The following is a 17,132-nucleotide window of genomic DNA, read 5'->3' as shown; positions in this document are numbered from 1 at the left end:
CATGAGCCACGATGATCCATTTGTGACGCCGGACGCGGAACACACCATCATCCTGCCGACACCCGGCGGCCGCCAACGCCCCGCGCTGGAACCTGCCGGGCGCGGGGACGCGGATGCCGGTGTCATGCAGCCGCCGGAACCCTCCGGCCTGAATCCCCTGGTCGCCGCCGCCAATCCGCTCCTGAACGTGGTGCCGCAGTTGCGGGCCACCCTGCATCACGCCGACCCGGTGGCGGCGAAGGAATCCCTGGCGCGCCAGATAACGGAGTTCGAACATCGCGCCCAAGCCGCCGGCGTCACCCGGGAAAACATCATCGCGGCGCGCTACGCGCTCTGCACCCTGCTGGACGAGGCCGCCGCATCGACGCCCTGGGGCGGATCCGGCATCTGGGCCAGGGACAGCCTGCTGGTCCGGTTCCATAACGAAGCCTGGGGCGGCGAAAAATTCTTCCAGTTGCTATCCAAGCTGGCGGAGGTCCCCAACGAGCATCGCCAGCTGCTGGAACTGATGTACATATGCCTGGCGCTGGGCCTGGAGGGCCGCTACCGCGTTCTCGATAACGGCAAAGCGCAGCTGGACACCTTGCGCGAACGCCTGGCCTTGCTGCTGCGCCGGCTGCAAGGCGAATACGAGCGGCCCCTTTCGCCGCGCTGGGAGGGGGCCGCGGTCCCGCGCCCGGCCGTGCTGGCGGCGCTGCCGCTGTGGGTGGCCGTGGGTGCGCTGGGCGTGCTGATGCTTGGCGTGTATGCCACGTTCAGCTTCATCCTGAACCGGGGCTCGGATCCGGCGTTCTCGCAGATTCAGAATATGCGTGCCAGGCCGGCGCTGATCGCCGCGCCGTTGCCGCCTGCTGCACCGCCGATCGCCAAGCCGCGGCTGGCCGGCTTCCTGTCCCGCGAGATCGAGCTGGGCCTGGTGGCGGTACGCGACGAGCAAGGGCGCAGCATCATCACCATCCGTGGCGACGGGCTCTTTGCCCCCGGCAGCGCAACGGTGTCCGCCAGCTATCAAGATGTGTTGGAACGCATCGCGGCGGCACTCAAGGCCGTGCCGGGCGCCGTGGTGGTCAACGGCTACACGGACGACCAAGCGATACGCACGACCCGCTTCCCTTCCAACTGGCACTTGTCGCAGGAAAGGGCCAACGTGGTCGCGCGTCTGCTGGAAGAAAAAACGGCGGCGCCGGGACGCTACACTGCGGAAGGTCACGCCGACGCGAATCCCGTTATGCCCAACAACACGGCGGCCGGACGCGCACGCAACCGCCGCGTGGAAATCATCCTGACTCCCAATCAAGATGGGAGCAACTCATGATCAGGAAGCTGCTCGCCTTGCTGTTCAACCGCTGGGTCATTGCGTTCCTTGGGTTGCTCGCAATCGCTCTGCTCATCTGGCTGGTCGGCCCCTTGATCGGGATAGCCGAATACCATCCGCTGGAGTCGGGGCGGCTCCGCATCGCGCTCATTGCCCTTGTCCTGTTGTGCTACGCCGGCAGGCACCTGTGGCGGCTGTTCAACGCCAAACGTGCCAACGCACGCTTGATGGATGGCTTGCTCAGGCAGCCGTCACCTCCCGCAGGGACGCTGGACAGCGTCGCTGCCGAGGAGCTGGCGACTCTGCGCAACCGTTTCAACGATGCGGTGCAGGTGCTGAAGAAGGCACGTCTGAGTGAGCGGGGCAAAAAGTCCGTGCTGGGCATGTTGGCCGACCTGCGGCGGCAATGGGTGTATGAGTTGCCCTGGTATGTGCTGATCGGCACCCCGGGCTCGGGCAAGACGACGGCGCTGGTGAATTCCGGCCTGCAGTTTCCCCTGAGCGAGCGCTTCGGCCAGCCGGCCATACGGGGCGTCGGCGGCACCCGCAACTGCGACTGGTGGTTCACCAACGACGCGGTGCTGCTCGATACCGCAGGCCGCTACACGACCCAGGAGAGCAACCAGAAGTCCGATGCGGCCGCCTGGAGCGGCTTTCTCCAGCTGCTGAAGCAGTACCGCGTGCGCCGTCCCATCAACGGCGCCCTGCTGACCCTGAGCGTGCGGGAGCTGATGGAACAGTCTCCGGCCCAGCGCGCCAACCACCTCAACGCCCTGTGCATGCGCCTGCAGGAGCTGCACGATGAACTGAACATCCGTTTTCCCTTGTATATCCTGGTGACCAAAATCGACCTGCTGCCGGGTTTCATGGAGTTTTTCAGCGACATGGGCAAAGAAGAACGCGCGCAGGTATGGGGCGCAACCTTCCCTTATCGCGCGCCCGGCGAGGAAGCCGCGCCCGCACCGGCATTCGCCAGCGAATTTGCGGCGCTGGAAGAGCGCATCAATGCCCGCCTGGTCGATCGCCTGCAACAGGAAAGAGACCCGCAGCGGCGCGCCCAACTCTATGCCTTCCCCCAGCAGCTTGCCGCGATCAGGACTACGCTCTGCGAATTCGTCGACGGCTTGCTGTCACCTTCCCGTTTCACGGAGCAGCCGCTGCTGCGGGGTGTCTACTTCACCAGCGGGACACAGGAAGGCAGCCCGATCGATCGTCTGATGGGCAACCTGGGGCGGGCGTTGCAACTGGAGCGCAAGATACTGGCGCCTAACACACCGAGCGGCAAAAGCTATTTCATCACCCGCCTGCTCAAGGACGTGGTTTTCCAGGAGGCGGGATTGGCCGGCGCCAACCTGCGCTGGGAGCGCAGGCGCGCCATGCTGCAGCTGGGCGCCTTGTTGCTGGCGGCCCTGCTGACGATCAGCGCCATCGCCGCCTGGACCGTCAGCTTCCTGCGCAACCGCGCCTACGTCGCCGAAGTACAGGCGAGGACGGCAACGGTAGCGCGGCAGCTGGACCAGTTGGGTGGGCGGGCCAGCACAAATGTGTTGGAGCTCCTACCTGCGATGCGTGCGGTACGCGAGATCGCGCGCGACGCCAGCGCTCCGGAAGGGAGCCCGCCGTTCTCGATGGGCTTGGGGCTGTACCAGGGCGACAAACTGGCCGCGGCCGCGAAGATCGCACACAGCAGGCTGCTGCATGATGTCTTGCTCCCGCGCCTGGACCTGAGGATGGAACAGCAGCTGCAATCGGACGGAACGAAGAATCCGGAGCTGCTGTACGAAGCGCTGAAGGCCTATATCATGCTGCACGACGGGCGGTATTTCAACGCCACGGCCATACGCGCCTTTATCACGGCCGACTGGGAAGCCAGCCTGGGCCGCGAGGTCACCCGGGACCAGCGCCAGGAACTGGAACAGCACCTGGATGCGCTGCTGGCCAGCGGCGACGTGCAGGCGTCGAACCCGGCCGATCCCCGCCTGATCGCCAGCGCGCGCCAGGCCTTGGCCCAGACCCCGTTGGCAGAGCGCATCTACCACCGCATCAAGCGCCAGGGTGCCGGCGGCAAGCTGCAGGAATTTACCGTCGCCGGTGCGGGCGGCTCGTCCGCCATGCTGGTGTTCGCGCGCACCAGCGGTGCCCCGCTGACCAGTGGCGTGCCAGGCATCTACAGCGTGAACGGCTACCGCAAGGTGTTTTTGCAGGAAGCGGTACGCACCACGGGCCAGTTGGCGGACGAGGAAGGCTGGGTGCTGGGCCTGCCCGAACGGGAACGCGGCCTGGACGCGGCGGATAAGAAGGCCAGGCTGGTGAGCGAGGTGGGCCGCCTGTACCTGGAGGACTACGCGAAAACCTGGGCCAATTTCGTGGACGATATCACGCTGGTTCAGCCCAACAGTCTGAAGCAAAGCATCGATCTGGCGCGCATCCTGTCGGCGCCGGACTCGCCCCTGCCCTTGCTGTTGCGCGCCATCGTCAGGGAAGTGACCCTGGTCCAGCTGGACGAGGCAGACAAGACGGTGGTCGACAAGGCCGGCGAAAAGCTCAAGACCACCCGCGAGGAACTGCTGAAGCTGTTCGGTCAGCAAGCCGTACCGGCAAGCGCCGCGGCCAGCATGGCCCTGCCGGAAAACATCGTCGACCGGCAGTTCGACGCCCTGCGGCGCTCGGTGCGCAGCCCGGCGCCGGGTCAGCCTGCCCCGATCGATGCCAGCCTGTCGCTCATCAACGAACTGTATGTGCTGCTCACCGCCACCGACGCGGCGCTCAAGGGCGGCACCACGCCGCCGCCCAGCGATGTGCCGAACAAGGTCAAGGCGGAAGGCAGCCGCATGCCGCAGCCGCTGCGTTCGGTCATGCTCGCGCTGGCGGCCGGCGGCGCCAGCCAGACGCTGGGTGTCGCGCGCAGCAACCTGAACCAGGCAATGCAGGCCTCGGTCGGCGACTTCTGCAGCAAGGCCATCGCCGGCCGCTATCCCTTCGCCAAGGGCAGCGCGCGCGACGTCACGCCGGACGATTTCAGCCGCCTGTTCGCGCCGGGCGGGATGTTCGACGATTTCTTCCAGAAGAACCTGGCGCAGTATGTGAATACGTCGACCAAGTCATGGACTTTCCGCGCGGTGGGCGACGCGTCCGTGGGCGCCGGTTCGGCCGCCCTGGTGCAGTTCCAGCGCGCCCAGGTGATACGCGATGTGTTCTTCCGCAATGGCCCGGCGATCAGCATGCGCCTGGACCTCAAACCGGTGATGATGGATGCGTCCATTACCCAGTTCATCCTCGATGTGGACGGCCAGCTGGTCAAGTACAGCCATGGGCCGCAAGTGCCGGCGCAGGTCCAGTGGCCTGGTCCGCGCGGCAGCACCCAGGTGCGCCTGCAATTGAGCCCGGTCAGCACGGCCGGCCCGTCGGGCCGAACGTTCGAAGGCGCCTGGGCCCTGTTCCGCCTGTTCGACCAGGTGCAGGTGGAGGGCAGCGGGCAGCCCGAAAAATTCAAGGCGACCTTCAATGTCGACGGGCGCAAGGCGCAGTTCGAAGTGCTGACCAACAGCGTGCGAAATCCCTTTCGGCTTCCCGAACTGGAGCAGTTCCAATGTCCGGGAACCCTGTGACGGCGCCGGCCGCCGTGCCGCTGCCCGGATGGTATGGCAAGCTTCCGGCGCTGGGCGATTTTGCATCGCGGCGCCTGGCCCCGCGTTTCATCGGCGTTTGGGACGCCTGGCTGCAACGGGGCATGGAGGCCGGCCGCGCCAGCCTGCAAGAACGCTGGCCGGATGTCTACCTGAACGGTCCCTTATGGAATTTTTCCTTGATGCCGGGCGTCTTGGGCGAATCCGCCTGGACCGGTACGTTGATGCCGAGCGTAGACAAGGTCGGGCGCCACTTTCCTCTCACCATCGCATTGGAACTGGCGCCGCAGGCCGGTCTCATCCACTCGCTGCTGTCGGCACAGGACTGGTTCGCGGCGATAAACCAGGTGGCTCTGGATAGCCTGAACATCGGCTGCGACCTGGAGACGTTCGAAGGACGGCTCGCCGCCACCGCCTTTCCTGTAATGGAACATCGGGAACAGGACGAGGTGCGCCGCATGGATCGCTGGTGGAACGCTGCGCCGGCTGCCTCGATGGGACTGGAACTGTCGGACTGGGGCGGCATGCGCGAGCTGTTCGAGAATGCGGGCTTGATGTCGCTAGGCCGCGCGGGGGCCGGAAAAAGCCTCTGGTGGAGCGAGGCGGCCGGCGGCGGCGCGGTGCGGCTGCTGGCATTTCCCGGCATGCCAAGCGCACAGGATTTCACGCAGCTGCTGGAAGGCACGCTGTGAATCCGGCAGCACTTACGCCCCGCCCGCGCCGAGCGCCTTGTCGGCACTGGCCATGCTGAAATCCTTGCATGCCACCAGCACTGCCGAATAATTATCCTGCCGTTCGCTGCCCTGGGCCCTCACCTCGCCTTCCAACTGGCTCAGCCAGGCCTCGGGAGATGTCGCCGTCGACAAAGCTTGCTCCATTACGGGCTCGTCCAGATACTCCCAGAAGCCATCGGTGCAAAGCAGGAAAAAATCGCCGTCGGACAGGGCGAACGGCGACGTCTGGATGCGGGGTTCGAGCGTCTGTGTATCGCCAAGGGCGGCCAGCAGCACGCTGCGCTCCGGCGCGTTGCGCAAGTCTTCCAATTGCATATAGCCGGCATCGACCATGTTCTGCAAAACGCTGTGGTCGCGCGTTTGCAAGATGATGCGCCGGCCCCGGAAACAATAAAGGCGCGAGTCCCCGACATGGCCCCAGAATGCGACACCTTGCTCGGAGTCGAGCGCAAGCACGACGATGGTTGCGCGCATCTCCCCGAACTCCGGCATGCTGCATTGCGCGCCCACGATGGCCGTATTGGCGGCCTCTATGGCCTGCGCCACGCTTTCAGCGTTGCATTCCGGTCTATGGCGAAACCACGCAAGCGCCTGCTCGACGGCCAGTTTGGAGGCAACCGCGCCGCCCTTATGCCCGCCGGCGCCATCCGACAGGACGCAGAAGCAGGCATGCGCGCTCGACCAGCAGCCGTATGCGTCTTCGTTGACCGCACGACCGCCGGGCTTCGATAGCACGGATATCTGCAGCTCCATTTACGCCTTGACGCTGCAATAGCCTGCGTTCCCTTGCGCCCTGGAGATCAGTCTGAGCACCTCGCGTTTGAACGCCGGTTCGGAGATTTCCGCCCTGCCCAGTATCCTCCTCACATGCTCCGCGCTGGACCTGCGGGCGATCATGCATGCCGTAGTGCCGCCCACAAAGCCGGCCAATGCCCCGGCCACGTAGCCGGGGACGCTTCCCACCAAGGGGATGACTACCGAACTGGTGCTGGCCAGGGCGACCGCCCCGGCGCCCGCAAGCGGCACCCCGGAGGTGCGCGCGCATTGCTTCGCCAGCATCATCAGCGTTTTCACCTCGGTATCGCCGATGCCGAAATAATCTTTCGCCAGGCTCCTGACTTCGTTAGCCGTTTGCTCGATCTGGTCCACCATATCACCTCCTTCCGGACGCGCACCGCGCCGCCGCAGACTTGCCTTACTGCGGTCCTTGCTGGCCGTCCTGTTTCAACTTCGCCAATTGAGCTTCGTATGCGCTCAGGAACTCCCGCCCAAACCAGGTCTGGAAGTCGTCTTCCGCCTCCTTGATGATAGCGCTGTACATCTCCAGGTACAGCCCCCACAGCTTGGCCTTGCGGCTGGAGGGCAGCAAGGTGTCGAGCAGGGTCTGGTCCGCCAGGCGCTCTTCAAGCGATCCCGGATCGAAACGGTGCAGCACCCGCGATAAGGCGGCCCGCATGCCTGCCATGACGCCGAACTGGTGGGCGCGCAGGTCGTCGTAGGCATCCTTCATCGCCGGCAGCGGCGGCATGAAGCCCTTGCCCCGCGGCGCCAACAGGCTATGCAGGGCGACCTCCACATTCGGCGAGAATTTGAGCGGATTATTTTCATGCATCGCGATCATGGTCATCTGCGCGTGCATTTCCCGCTTGGTCAAGGCCCTTGCCATCAGCAGGTCCAGCGTGCCCTGCATGGACTCGCGGAGCAGCTGTCCGAACGTCCTCATCATTTCCGGCGTAAGCTGGCCGCCCATGTCGAGGTCCGGAACACCGGCGCCGGCCAGGAATGCCCGCAGCAATTCCTCGCCACCGCCCGCGGCCGCCGGCGCGGTGGGGGCTTGCGGTGGCGTCGCTTGTTCGGTTGCCTGTGTCTGCCCGACGGGCACAGGTCCCTCCTCCGCCGCCATGACGCGCGCGCTTGGCGGCCTGGTAGGCGACGGTATCACCATGGTCTTGATGCCGCCGGCGCTATTCCCGTTCTCGGTGCTCCAGGACACCATCATGTTCTGCGGATCGGCAGGCGCTCCTGGTCCGGCTTTCTGTTCGTTTCCCACAACGACGACAGGCGGCACAAACGCGCCATGGATTTCCGGCGTGTGGTCGCGCTGGCTGTTCATCCCTGCCGGCGCCTGCCGCGCGACGCCCATGACCACCAATGGATCGACGGACACCGCACCGCCAGGCCTTTCGCCGCCGCCGGCCAAGGGATGTCCATCCGGGAACAGACCACCTGCGCTACTGGAGCCGAGACCGAACAGCTGGTTGATGTCTGCATTCGAGCCCGGCTCCAATCCAAGTCCGAAGTCCGCAGACGGGGCTGGGGGCGCAGGCTGCGGCTCCGCAAAGGGATCGAAGTCGTCCGGTATCCCGGCTTGCGCGCGCGTTTGCGGAGGATGAGCCGTGATGGCCGGCACCAGGTCTGCAAACGGATCCTCGTTCGCACTCGCCGCCTCGGGCAGCACCTGCAGCGCATAGGCGCCGATGCGGAGTTCGTCGCCGTGCGTGAGTTTGGCTTCCCGTCCATTCCCCAAAGGGCTGCCGTTCACATAGACCGGCGACGCGCTGCTCAAGTCGCGGATCACATAACGACCGTCGCGGAAAGAGATGGCGGCATGTGCCCGCGAGACAAATCGTTCGGGATCGGGCAACACCAGCGCATTGCCAGTCCCCCGGCCTATCACGCCGCCCTGCTCGCCGAATTCCGCCGCCAGCGCCGCCGACATCGGCTGGCCTTTGAATGAAACGGCTTTAATCGTAATCATCCGAGCGCCTCATTGACCTCTCCGCACCCAGGGGTGCAATGACTTGCAAAACGCTTGCGCAGCCATCCCGATAGATGATGAAATTCTAACAGGACTTGACCGTATCGAGCGTCGCCTTGCCGGCAAAAAGACGCCGTCATTCCACGCTCAGGCCACGCTTCACCTTAGCCAAAGCCAGCCGCTCACCAGCGCGAAGATCGCCGCCACAAGTAACCAGGCCTTGCTGGCCGGCGCAATGCGACTGCCGTCGCGGTGGTAGCGCAACGTGGTCGCCACCAGGAATATCACGGCCAGCACCACGAGAATCATCCTGGCGTTCATGGCTTAATTCAGCTTGCTGAGCCAACGTTCCTGCCGCCATGCTGGCGCGCTGGTGGGGAACAGCCGTGTACCGGGTTGCAGCAGGCAGAGGTATTCTGCCGCCGCCACGCGTTGCCGCTGATATCCCTGCATCAGGATCTTGCGGCAATGCGGCACCGTCGGCTGTTCGCCCATGAAATAGCGGACGCCTTGGACGAAGCGCGTTTGATGGCTTTGCCACCAGGCCTGCAGTTTCGCAGGGTCCGGCCATGGCAGGTCGTCATCTTCATCCACTGCGACATCCTCGTCGTCGGGATCGTCGTTCGGCCGCTCATCCAAGTCCGCGGGCGGTTTGCGGTCCAGGTCCAATAGCGACAGATCCAAACCGGTGAGCAGCGCGAATGCTTCGCCTGCAAGCCGAGCCAGCTTCACATCGTCCATCTGCCTGATCAGCCAGGGAATGTAAGTGATATCACCACTCAGGCCGCTTCCCGCGACCAGCAACCGGACGGCCAAGGGGTCGTGCGCCAAGCCCTTCAGGATGGCATTTGCCTGCGCCGGCTGCAGGACCTTGAGCAGGACGGGCAGCACATGCCGGCGGGTGGCGACGTCATGCAACGCCAGCTCGTTGAGGACGCCAACTCCCCGCTCCCGCTCGCCCAATAGAACGGCCGATCGCGCAGCCGTCAGACGGCAATAGATGTCCTTGTCGTCTATGGCCGCCACGCACAAATCCTTCAGGTCGTGCCGGCCGGACTCGCCCGCGCAACGCAGCCCCCGCGCTCGCAGGCCGGCATCAGGATCGTGCAAGGTGGTCTCCAGCGTCACGCCCGGGTCCACCTGATGCATCGCGCACGCGCTGATGGCAACTTGCCTCTGGAACGCGCTGGGCGAGCGCAGCAGATCGCCCACCGTTCCCTGCAAAAGCCTGCCCGAGACCCAACCGGTGGCGGAGAGAAGACCGGACTGCAATTCCGGCACCGCTTCGGCCAGCGCCAGCAGGCGATGCAGTGCGGTTGCGCTTCCAACTTCGATCGCGCGCACGGCAGCCGTGAAGACCTGGCCCTTGTGCGGATTGTCCAGCGCAGCTGTACAGACAGCCTGGCCATAGTCGCCGGCGATGGAAATCCCGTCAAGGTGGGCGGCGATCCGCTCGTCCAGCCGCCTCAAGTGACGCAATTTGACCTGCGGCGCCCGCACCAGAATGGAGCGGACGTCACGCAAAACAGCCGATTCTTCAACGTGCTGTTGAACGACATCCGGCACGACGTTTTGGAGGGCAGACGGCATAGTCCAGTTCTCAGCTCACTTCGAAAAGCGGCGTCCAGTTCACGCCATCCCATTCGTACAGTTCCCGCGGGCCCACCGACCAGAGGACTTGATCTCCTGCCGCAGACAGGTGCCCGGAGCCACTGGGCAGGATCACGTCGTCCGCGTCCAGCGGAATTATCAGGCGTTCATCAAGCATCAATTCGTACACAAGACGAGTCGATGCGCAGAACATGCGTCCCTGGAACCGGCAGATCGACCACAGGTCTTCGAGCACATCGTCGCTCGTCAGCACTTCCAGGGCATCGGGGGATGCGAGTAGCACGGTGCCCAGCTGGCCGCAGATCGCCACCTGGTCCGCGACACCGGTGCCGCAAGCGTCGAACAAGTCGAGAGAAGTCGGTGAGTCCTGCTGCAACCAACGGCCGTCGGTCAAGCGCCAGATTTCGCCCTCCCAACCAAAAGCCAGCATGCAGGAATCGTTTATCTGCGCTGCATGCTCGAATGCCCGCCGCGCCAGGCGCTCGTCGTCCACGCCTGCTTCGACCGGCGACCGGCACGACCACTGGCCGTCCCGGAAGAGTAAAACCTGGAGTAATGTTCCAACCGCACACACATCCCTTCCCGCCTGCACCAACAGCCCCCGCAACGGCCCCGCCAGACTGATGTCGATGTTCTCCTCGAGCACCAGCGCCTCGCCATCGTAGATCCTGAAGTCGCCCTCGTCACCCAGCACCGCGACGGTGCCGTCTTGCATGCGCTGGATGTCGCACACGTTCCAGGTCAGGTTGTCGGAGTACACCTCGCCATCGCGGACGAAGATCAGCATGGTGTGCGGGATGCTGTCGGCGATCAACTCGTCGACCTGAATGCCGAAGTAGCCCCGGCCGGGACCGAGTGGCGCCCCCTTCGTAAAAGTCACTCCGCTGAGATCAAGGCTTACTTTCTGCACGATTTTTCCTTTAACTTGGATTGAGTAATGAATGCATGGCTTTCCGCTTCATCACTTCCTCGGCGGAGCGCCTCCAGCCAGGTTTCCTGGTCATATGCGTCGATATCCCGATTTGCTTCGGCTTGCTGGGGTCGTCATGGAAGTCCTTGTGGCCTTGTTCAATTTGCTTTCGGATGCATTGCTCACTGCATCCCGAGCCTCTGAAAGTGCTGGTGAACGCCCAGGCCCCGACCTCCGCAGCATCCTCAATCGACCAGGTGCTTACGCGATGCGTTTGAGCAAACACCTTCGCCGTCACGCCGCGGCGCACCGACAAAATCCCGTGGGTGTGCGTGGTCGCGCCGCCTTCGGCGCAGGCGCAGGGCGCTTTTAGGTCGTCATATTTCGACCAGCCCGCAAGCCGTTTTGCATCGTGCCGCTTGGTGCGAGCGGGAGTGTTTGCGCGATCCAGGAACGACGCCACTTCGATCAGGTGATCGGGCGTTTGGCCAGGGCAGCAGCGGCTGGGCTCGAACGGTGACAGGAAGCACTGAAGCGCCCGATGACATTTATTTTTCTCGCCTCTCAGCAGGCCCACACGCAGCTTCTGCTGCAAAAGCTTGATCTCCTCCCGCTTTTGCCTCTTTTCGGCCACGGTTGCGGTGCCGTCCTTGATTCCAAGGCATATCTCCAGGAACTTTTTGTTTGCTTCTTTCAGCGTATCGCTTGCCTCAGGGCAGATCGCTTTTCGGTCCAGAGGTTCGCCGCATTCGGTCTTCACCTTGTTCTTGTCGCCCTCGCATTCGTTGATGCCCTCGGCCATCGCCATTCGGTCGGTGTAGGTCCAGGGGGCTGCCACATTGGGAGTCGGACAGGCATGGTTGCCAGTAGTCATGTCCAAATGGCGCACCGCATTTTCGCCCTCGACTTTCACATCCATGGACCAGGCGACAAAATAGGCCTTCCCCTTGTTGGTGCCTGTAATCACACCTTTTTTCGGCGCCGAGCCCGCTTCGTCTCCGGTGCTGGTCTTGAAATAGGACCTGTTCTTTAACATGACCTCCTGTCCGGAGACCTTCACGGACCTGGAGCCATCCGTGCAGTCGGAAGCCAGTCCCGTGTTCGGATACGGTATGGGAACGCCGGGCGGCGTGGCCGGCGTCTGCGGCGGCGTAAAACAAACGTCGGGAAACGCACAGATGGTCTTGCCGTCCGCTGCCTTGCACGAGATCTCCCGGCCGTTCGCATACACCTGGTTACCCATGCCGATCTCCATATCGAAGGACAATCGCGGCCCGTTCACCCGCGTCATTGCCCAGGTGGAGCAGGATGTTCGGGCCGTTGCCATAAGCCTTACGGCAGGCCGCGTGCGCCATGGCCATGGCCGCGAGGCCGATCGCCGCGCCGGTCTCGCCGATGCTTTCGGCGGGATGCCAGATACCGAAGGATTCTTTCCGCCTCCGCATGATGCGGGCCAGCGCCAGTGCGGCTTCCTTGAAATAGTATTGTTCTCCCGACAGGTCCACGATGCGGAAGTCCAGGTCATAGATTTCGCAGCCGGCCTCCAGCAGAGCCGCTTCAACCGCAGCAGTTAATCCGGCGGCCCGCAACGGCTCTTCGGACGCGATATGCGCAGTTTCCCTGCCCATGCCAAGGCCGATGCAGCACAGCTCCGCCCCTCCTTCGTAGCCGCCAAGCAGCACGGCGGCACCGGCCTCGCCGGGCATGAAGCCGTTCGAGTTGCTCTCGGTGAGTAAGCGATCCTCTTTCAGATAGGCGCTCAGGCTAGGCCAGACCAGGAGACTGTCCACGCCGGCGAGCACGACCCTGCTAGCGCCCTGCGCAAGGATCAAGCTCCTCGCCTGCGCCAACGCCAGCGCCGCCCCCACGCGGCCAGCCGCGAAGACAGCCGATGCCGGCGCAAAGCGCGCCCCCAGTTCCCGCTCGATGCCGGCAAGGAGCTGGTCCTCCAGGCCATCTAGGCGCCCTGGCCGTTCGGCTTCCGCCACGCACATCAGCAGCGGAATGCGCTCCCAGTCCGCGCGCTCCACGTCCTGCAGGCATTCCGCGATCGCCATTGCCGCCATTTGGATAAGCTTGCGCATGCCGCGCCATGGCCGATCGAATGCCACCTGGTGGGCCATGATCCAGCTTCCGTCCGCCGAAATGAAGCGCGTCTCGGTCGGATTACTGACCTTGGCCCTGATGGCCGCGCAACTTGCCGGCGCGGACAGGCCAACACTGCTGACCAGGCCCGTTGATTTGATCGCTATCTCCCGTCCCGTCACGGTTCAGCCCTCCATCGCGGCGTCGGCCGGCACGGTAACTACGCGGATAGGAAAGACAACCTCACGCTGCTGCCACCATTCGCGGCCTTTGCGGCCGACCATGACCTGGGATAGCTCGAACATATTCTTCTTCAAGGGGCGGGTTATCCGCCATGTCATGGTGAACCGTTCCAGCTCCGGCTCGAAGAACAGGGTATCGAGCGGCGCCGTCAGCTCCTCCTTTCCGCCGCCCTTCACAAAGATGTGTATCGGCGCTTCAAAGTCGGGCAACAGGAAAGTCCGCAGGCCGTCGGGCGTCAGGTTGACCAGCGACACCTCCTGCCCGCCGGGCGCGGCCGCCAATTGCTGGTCGCGCGGCGCGGCCTGGTAGTACTGGTCGTCGAAGTCGGGTGGCAAAAAGGGAAAGTAGTCGTCCAGCCATTGCTGGTCATAGGTACCCGCGTAGCTTGCGCGCGGCGACCAGCCGCGGCCAACCGGGCCATATGCCATGGGCGCGTAGCGTCCTTGTGGAGAGACGACCTGACCGTCGAGCTCCTCCGTGTTCGGCAGCGGCGCGCCTTTGATCCACTCGCCGCGCAGGTGCCGGTGGTAGCCCCGGCCAACCGGGTTTTGCGCAAACGCCGCGTGCTCCGAAGGGTCCTCGCTGCGGACATCGCAGCCGCCGAAGGCGACGTCGTAGCTGATGTTCTTGCGGGTGAACGGCAGCGGCTCGCTTGCCTTCAGCGCGCCCAGCCGTGATTGCCAATGCCGGTCGCCGACAACGGCGAACGACTTCGACCACTGCCCTATGCGCATGCCGACCGGAACGCGGGTCGTGGGCCGGCCTTGCGGGGCGTGGGCGCTCCCCTGCAACAGCACGTCGCAGCGCGGCTTGCGCGGCGCGAAGTCGACTTCGGAATAAGGGGCCGACGATCCCGGCTCGCCGGTGAAGGTGTCGGCGGTTGTCAGGGGCAGCTGCTGCTCGTGCAAACGCACCAGCTCCCCCGCCTTGGGAATCTGGAAGGTTCCCTTCACGACAACGACCAGCAACTCGCGCCCCGAGGGTTCCATGCCCATGGTGTAGCCAGCGACCATGCGCGTGGCGTTGACTAGTTCCATAACACCTCTCTTCAGTTGAGCTGTACCGCGCCGCCCTTGATCCGATTGACGCCGCTTGATCTGCTCAGCAAATAGCTGCCCTGGATGAGCACCTTGCCGGCCTTGGTGAGTGTGATGCTCGCCTTGCCGCAGCGTAGGACTAGCTGCTCCCTGGCGCTGACAATGAGGCGCTCGCCGTCCACATCCGCCTCCACCAGGCCGGGCGCCTCCGTCAGCGGCGAACCGTCGCCGCTGCGCAGCACACCCATGACGATAGGCTTGCCCATATCCCCGCCCTCGAACATCAACACCACCTTGGCGCCAATGTGCGGACCATGCAGATCGACCGTGGTGCGCGCCGCGACACCCGCCGTTCCATGCTGCCCGGAGTACAGGACCAGGGGTACGCGCCCCTCGTCCTTCATCCCGATCAGCTCACCAATCACCACTCCCGCGCCCGGGAAAGCCGCTGCGGCAGCCTCCCCGGCAATCAGATCCCTGCCACTCATATACACCTCCATTCGACGCCCACGCTGTCAGTTCTGCAGAATCTTCGAACCCTTCATCACGATATCGCCATGCGCTTTGGCGTGTATCTTGCCCGTGCCCTTCACCGTGACGTCCTTGCCTTCAATGACGATGGTCCCGTCCTTTTTCATCGTGATGCTGGCACTGCCTGTCTTGATGGTCACCGAATCGCCGGCTTCGATCACCAGGTGCTTGCCCACGTTGAGCGCGTCGTCGTCGCCAACCGACGTGCTGCGGCCTTTCGTGACGTTGCTGGACTGCGCGCCGCCTATGCTCTCCGACATGTTGGCGCCGACGTCCACGTTCTGGTTGGCGCCCACGCCGACCGACTGGTTGACGCCGACATTGACCATCTGGTTGGCGCCGACGGTGATCATCTGCATCGCCCCGATCGTCACTTCCTGGGCTGCGCCCACGGTGATCGTCTCATTGATGCCCACCGTATGCGTACGCTGGGCCACCACGGTCGCCGTCTCGCAGGCCCCGACGGTGATCGTGCGGTTCGAACCGATGGTGATGGTCTCGTTATTGCCCACGCTCTCGGTGCGGTTGGCGCCTATCGTGATCGCTTCGTTCGAGCCTACGCTTTCAGTCCGGTTCGAACCGATCGTGATCTTTTCATTGCTGCCCACCGTCTCCGTCCGGTCCACGCCGATTGCAATCGTCTCGTTGTGATCGACTGTTTCGGTTCGGTCATGCTTGATATGCGTCGTCTCGTCGTTGTCGACGGTCTTGCCGCGGTTATGCCCCACCCAATGCGTTTCGTCGTTTTCGACCTCGAGATCCTGGTTCTTCTCGGCGTGCAGGTAGACTTGCTCCGCCCCCTTCTTGTCTTCGAAGCGGAATTCGTTCGCGTTGGCGCCGGTACCGGACTTGGACGAGCGGCTCAGGATGCCGGTCTGCGTCATATTGGCCGGCAAGGCATAGGGCGGCATCTGTTCGGCGTTGTAGACCCTGCCCGTGATGATGGGGCGGTCGGGATCGCCCTCCAGGAAGTCGACGATCACTTCCTGCCCGATGCGCGGGATCGAGACCATGCCCCAGTTCCGGCCGGCCCACGGATGCGAGGGCCGTATCCAGCACGAACTGTTTTCATTCTTCTTGCCGTAGCGGTCCCAGTGGAACTGCACTTTCACGCGGCCGTATTTGTCGGTGTAGATCTCGTCGCCGGCGGGACCGACCACGATGGCGGTCTGGGGCCCCTGCACGAAGGGCTTGGGCGTGCTGCGCCTGGGGCGGAATTGCTGGCGACTGCCCAGGGCCGTGAAACTGCAGCCGTAGCTGGCGCCGGCGCTGGCCGATTCCTGCGTCTCATAGGCATTGTATTCAAGCGTGTGCTTGGCCGCCATGACCAGATATTCGCGGTTCTGGTCCGCGCGCGGTTGCCCGGTCAGCTTGAACAGGTGGCCGACGGCCAGGCCGCGCGCGTTGGTTTCGCCGCGCGCCAGTTCGAAGCGCGTCTGCAGCTCGTCCATCCGGGCCTGCACATAGCGACTGCCATCGGCCGTCTGCGTATAGCTGCCCGGATAATCGTAGACCTCGTAATCGGCCAGCACATGCTGGCGCTTGACCTTGGTTTTGACGGCCAGGTCCACCGCCGGCCGTTCAAAGTCGAAATCCGTCAGCTGGCAATTACCGGGATGGATTTCGCGGGCATATTTCCATTGCCTGACATATTCCTGCTCGGGGCGCACCACACGAGCGGAATCGATGAACGGCAGCGCATCGCAGCCGGGGGCACCCTGGTGGGCGCTGTAGGCGTCGACCAGTACCATCGTATGGCGGCCTTCGTCATGCTGGAAGTAATAGTAGATTCCCTCCTGCTCCATCAGGCGGCTGACGAAGTTGAAATCGGTCTCGCGGTATTGCACGCAATAGTTCCACTGATGGTAGGTGTCGCTCAGGTTGTTCTTCACGTCGGCCACCGTATGGTCGTGGAACACCTGCTTGATAATTTCAGGGACCGTCATCGCCTGGAAAATGCGGCAATCCGCTGTCCGCGTCAGGAACCACAGCCAGGGACGCACGATTGCCCGGTACATGTGGTAGCGGCCGGACATCCCGCCCTGCGCGAAGCGCGTGACGTAGCCGTTGAAGTGGCGTACGCCTTCGCCCTGCATCTCCACCTTCACCGTCACGTTCTTACCCAGGATCTGGTCAAGGTTGATGTCGCCCTGCTCGCTCAAGAGATCCAGTTCAAACTCGCTCAGGCGCGACAATTCCTCCCACGCGGTCATGCGGTGGAAGAGCAGTACATCCTGCCCCAACGGCGTCACGATCTCCATCGCCCTGCGCATACGGCACTC

Annotated in this window: 14 protein-coding genes; 3 read left to right on the top strand and 11 right to left on the bottom strand. The window is 63.9% G+C overall.

Annotated features, from left to right (window positions below):
- The first annotated feature begins 1 nt into the window (after nt 1).
- Genes AC07WS_RS10445 through tagF form a run of 3 tightly spaced genes read left to right on the top strand, consistent with a single transcriptional unit; the run spans nt 2 to nt 5,633 of the window.
- On the top strand, nt 2-1,315 hold the full coding sequence (locus AC07WS_RS10445) for a DotU family type VI secretion system protein (RefSeq protein WP_494728991.1): 1,314 nt from the start codon (nt 2-4) through the stop codon (nt 1,313-1,315).
- Complete coding sequence (gene tssM, locus AC07WS_RS10440) at nt 1,312-4,923, top strand: type VI secretion system membrane subunit TssM (protein WP_494728990.1); 3,612 nt, start codon at nt 1,312-1,314, stop codon at nt 4,921-4,923. The genes AC07WS_RS10445 and tssM overlap by 4 nt, the downstream gene beginning before the upstream one ends.
- A complete protein-coding gene (gene tagF, locus AC07WS_RS10435; RefSeq protein WP_494728989.1) occupies nt 4,905-5,633 on the top strand; it encodes a type VI secretion system-associated protein TagF in 729 nt (242 codons plus the stop codon). Before tssM ends, tagF begins: the two co-directional genes overlap by 19 nt.
- Nucleotides 5,634-5,645: 12 nt before the next feature.
- On the opposite strand, the gene AC07WS_RS10430 is transcribed toward tagF, so the two are convergent.
- From AC07WS_RS10430 to AC07WS_RS10380, 11 genes are all read right to left on the bottom strand, one after another.
- Nucleotides 5,646-6,428 (bottom strand): PP2C family protein-serine/threonine phosphatase, encoded by a 783-nt coding sequence (locus AC07WS_RS10430; RefSeq protein ID WP_494728988.1) that lies wholly within the window; start codon nt 6,426-6,428, stop codon nt 5,646-5,648.
- A complete protein-coding gene (locus tag AC07WS_RS10425; RefSeq protein ID WP_494728987.1) occupies nt 6,429-6,827 on the bottom strand; it encodes a hypothetical protein in 399 nt (132 codons plus the stop codon).
- 43 nt (nt 6,828-6,870) lie between these two features.
- Nucleotides 6,871-8,433 (bottom strand): type VI secretion system-associated FHA domain protein TagH, encoded by a 1,563-nt coding sequence (tagH, locus tag AC07WS_RS10420; protein WP_494728986.1) that lies wholly within the window; start codon nt 8,431-8,433, stop codon nt 6,871-6,873.
- A 159-nt stretch (nt 8,434-8,592) separates the two neighbouring features.
- Nucleotides 8,593-8,754 carry a hypothetical protein gene (locus AC07WS_RS10415; RefSeq protein WP_494728985.1) on the bottom strand — a complete coding sequence of 54 codons (162 nt, stop codon included), beginning with the start codon at nt 8,752-8,754 and terminating at the stop codon, nt 8,593-8,595.
- A gap of 3 nt (nt 8,755-8,757) precedes the next feature.
- Nucleotides 8,758-10,023, bottom strand: a complete 1,266-nt coding sequence (locus AC07WS_RS10410; protein WP_494728984.1) for a TIGR02270 family protein — start codon at nt 10,021-10,023, stop codon at nt 8,758-8,760.
- A 10-nt stretch (nt 10,024-10,033) separates the two neighbouring features.
- The gene (locus tag AC07WS_RS10405; RefSeq protein WP_494728983.1) at nt 10,034-10,954 is read right to left on the bottom strand and encodes a hypothetical protein; all 921 of its coding nucleotides are present in this window, start codon (nt 10,952-10,954) and stop codon (nt 10,034-10,036) included.
- Between the two features lie 10 nt (nt 10,955-10,964).
- Nucleotides 10,965-12,197, bottom strand: a complete 1,233-nt coding sequence (locus AC07WS_RS10400) for a PAAR-like domain-containing protein (RefSeq protein WP_494728982.1) — start codon at nt 12,195-12,197, stop codon at nt 10,965-10,967.
- Nucleotides 12,190-13,221, bottom strand: a complete 1,032-nt coding sequence (locus AC07WS_RS10395) for a hypothetical protein (protein WP_494728981.1) — start codon at nt 13,219-13,221, stop codon at nt 12,190-12,192. Before AC07WS_RS10395 ends, AC07WS_RS10400 begins: the two co-directional genes overlap by 8 nt.
- A 3-nt stretch (nt 13,222-13,224) precedes the next feature.
- Nucleotides 13,225-14,319, bottom strand: a complete 1,095-nt coding sequence (locus tag AC07WS_RS10390; protein WP_494728980.1) for a DUF2169 family type VI secretion system accessory protein — start codon at nt 14,317-14,319, stop codon at nt 13,225-13,227.
- Between the two features lie 11 nt (nt 14,320-14,330).
- On the bottom strand, nt 14,331-14,807 hold the full coding sequence (locus tag AC07WS_RS10385) for a DUF6484 domain-containing protein (protein WP_494728979.1): 477 nt from the start codon (nt 14,805-14,807) through the stop codon (nt 14,331-14,333).
- A 27-nt stretch (nt 14,808-14,834) separates the two neighbouring features.
- A complete protein-coding gene (locus AC07WS_RS10380; protein WP_494728978.1) occupies nt 14,835-17,123 on the bottom strand; it encodes a type VI secretion system Vgr family protein in 2,289 nt (762 codons plus the stop codon).
- Between the last annotated feature and the right edge of the window lie 9 nt (nt 17,124-17,132).

The organism is Duganella sp. GW821-FHT01E12 (assembly GCF_059422325.1).
The sequence above is the reverse complement of the archived record's forward strand: the minus strand, read 5'-3'. Positions and strand labels throughout refer to the sequence as shown.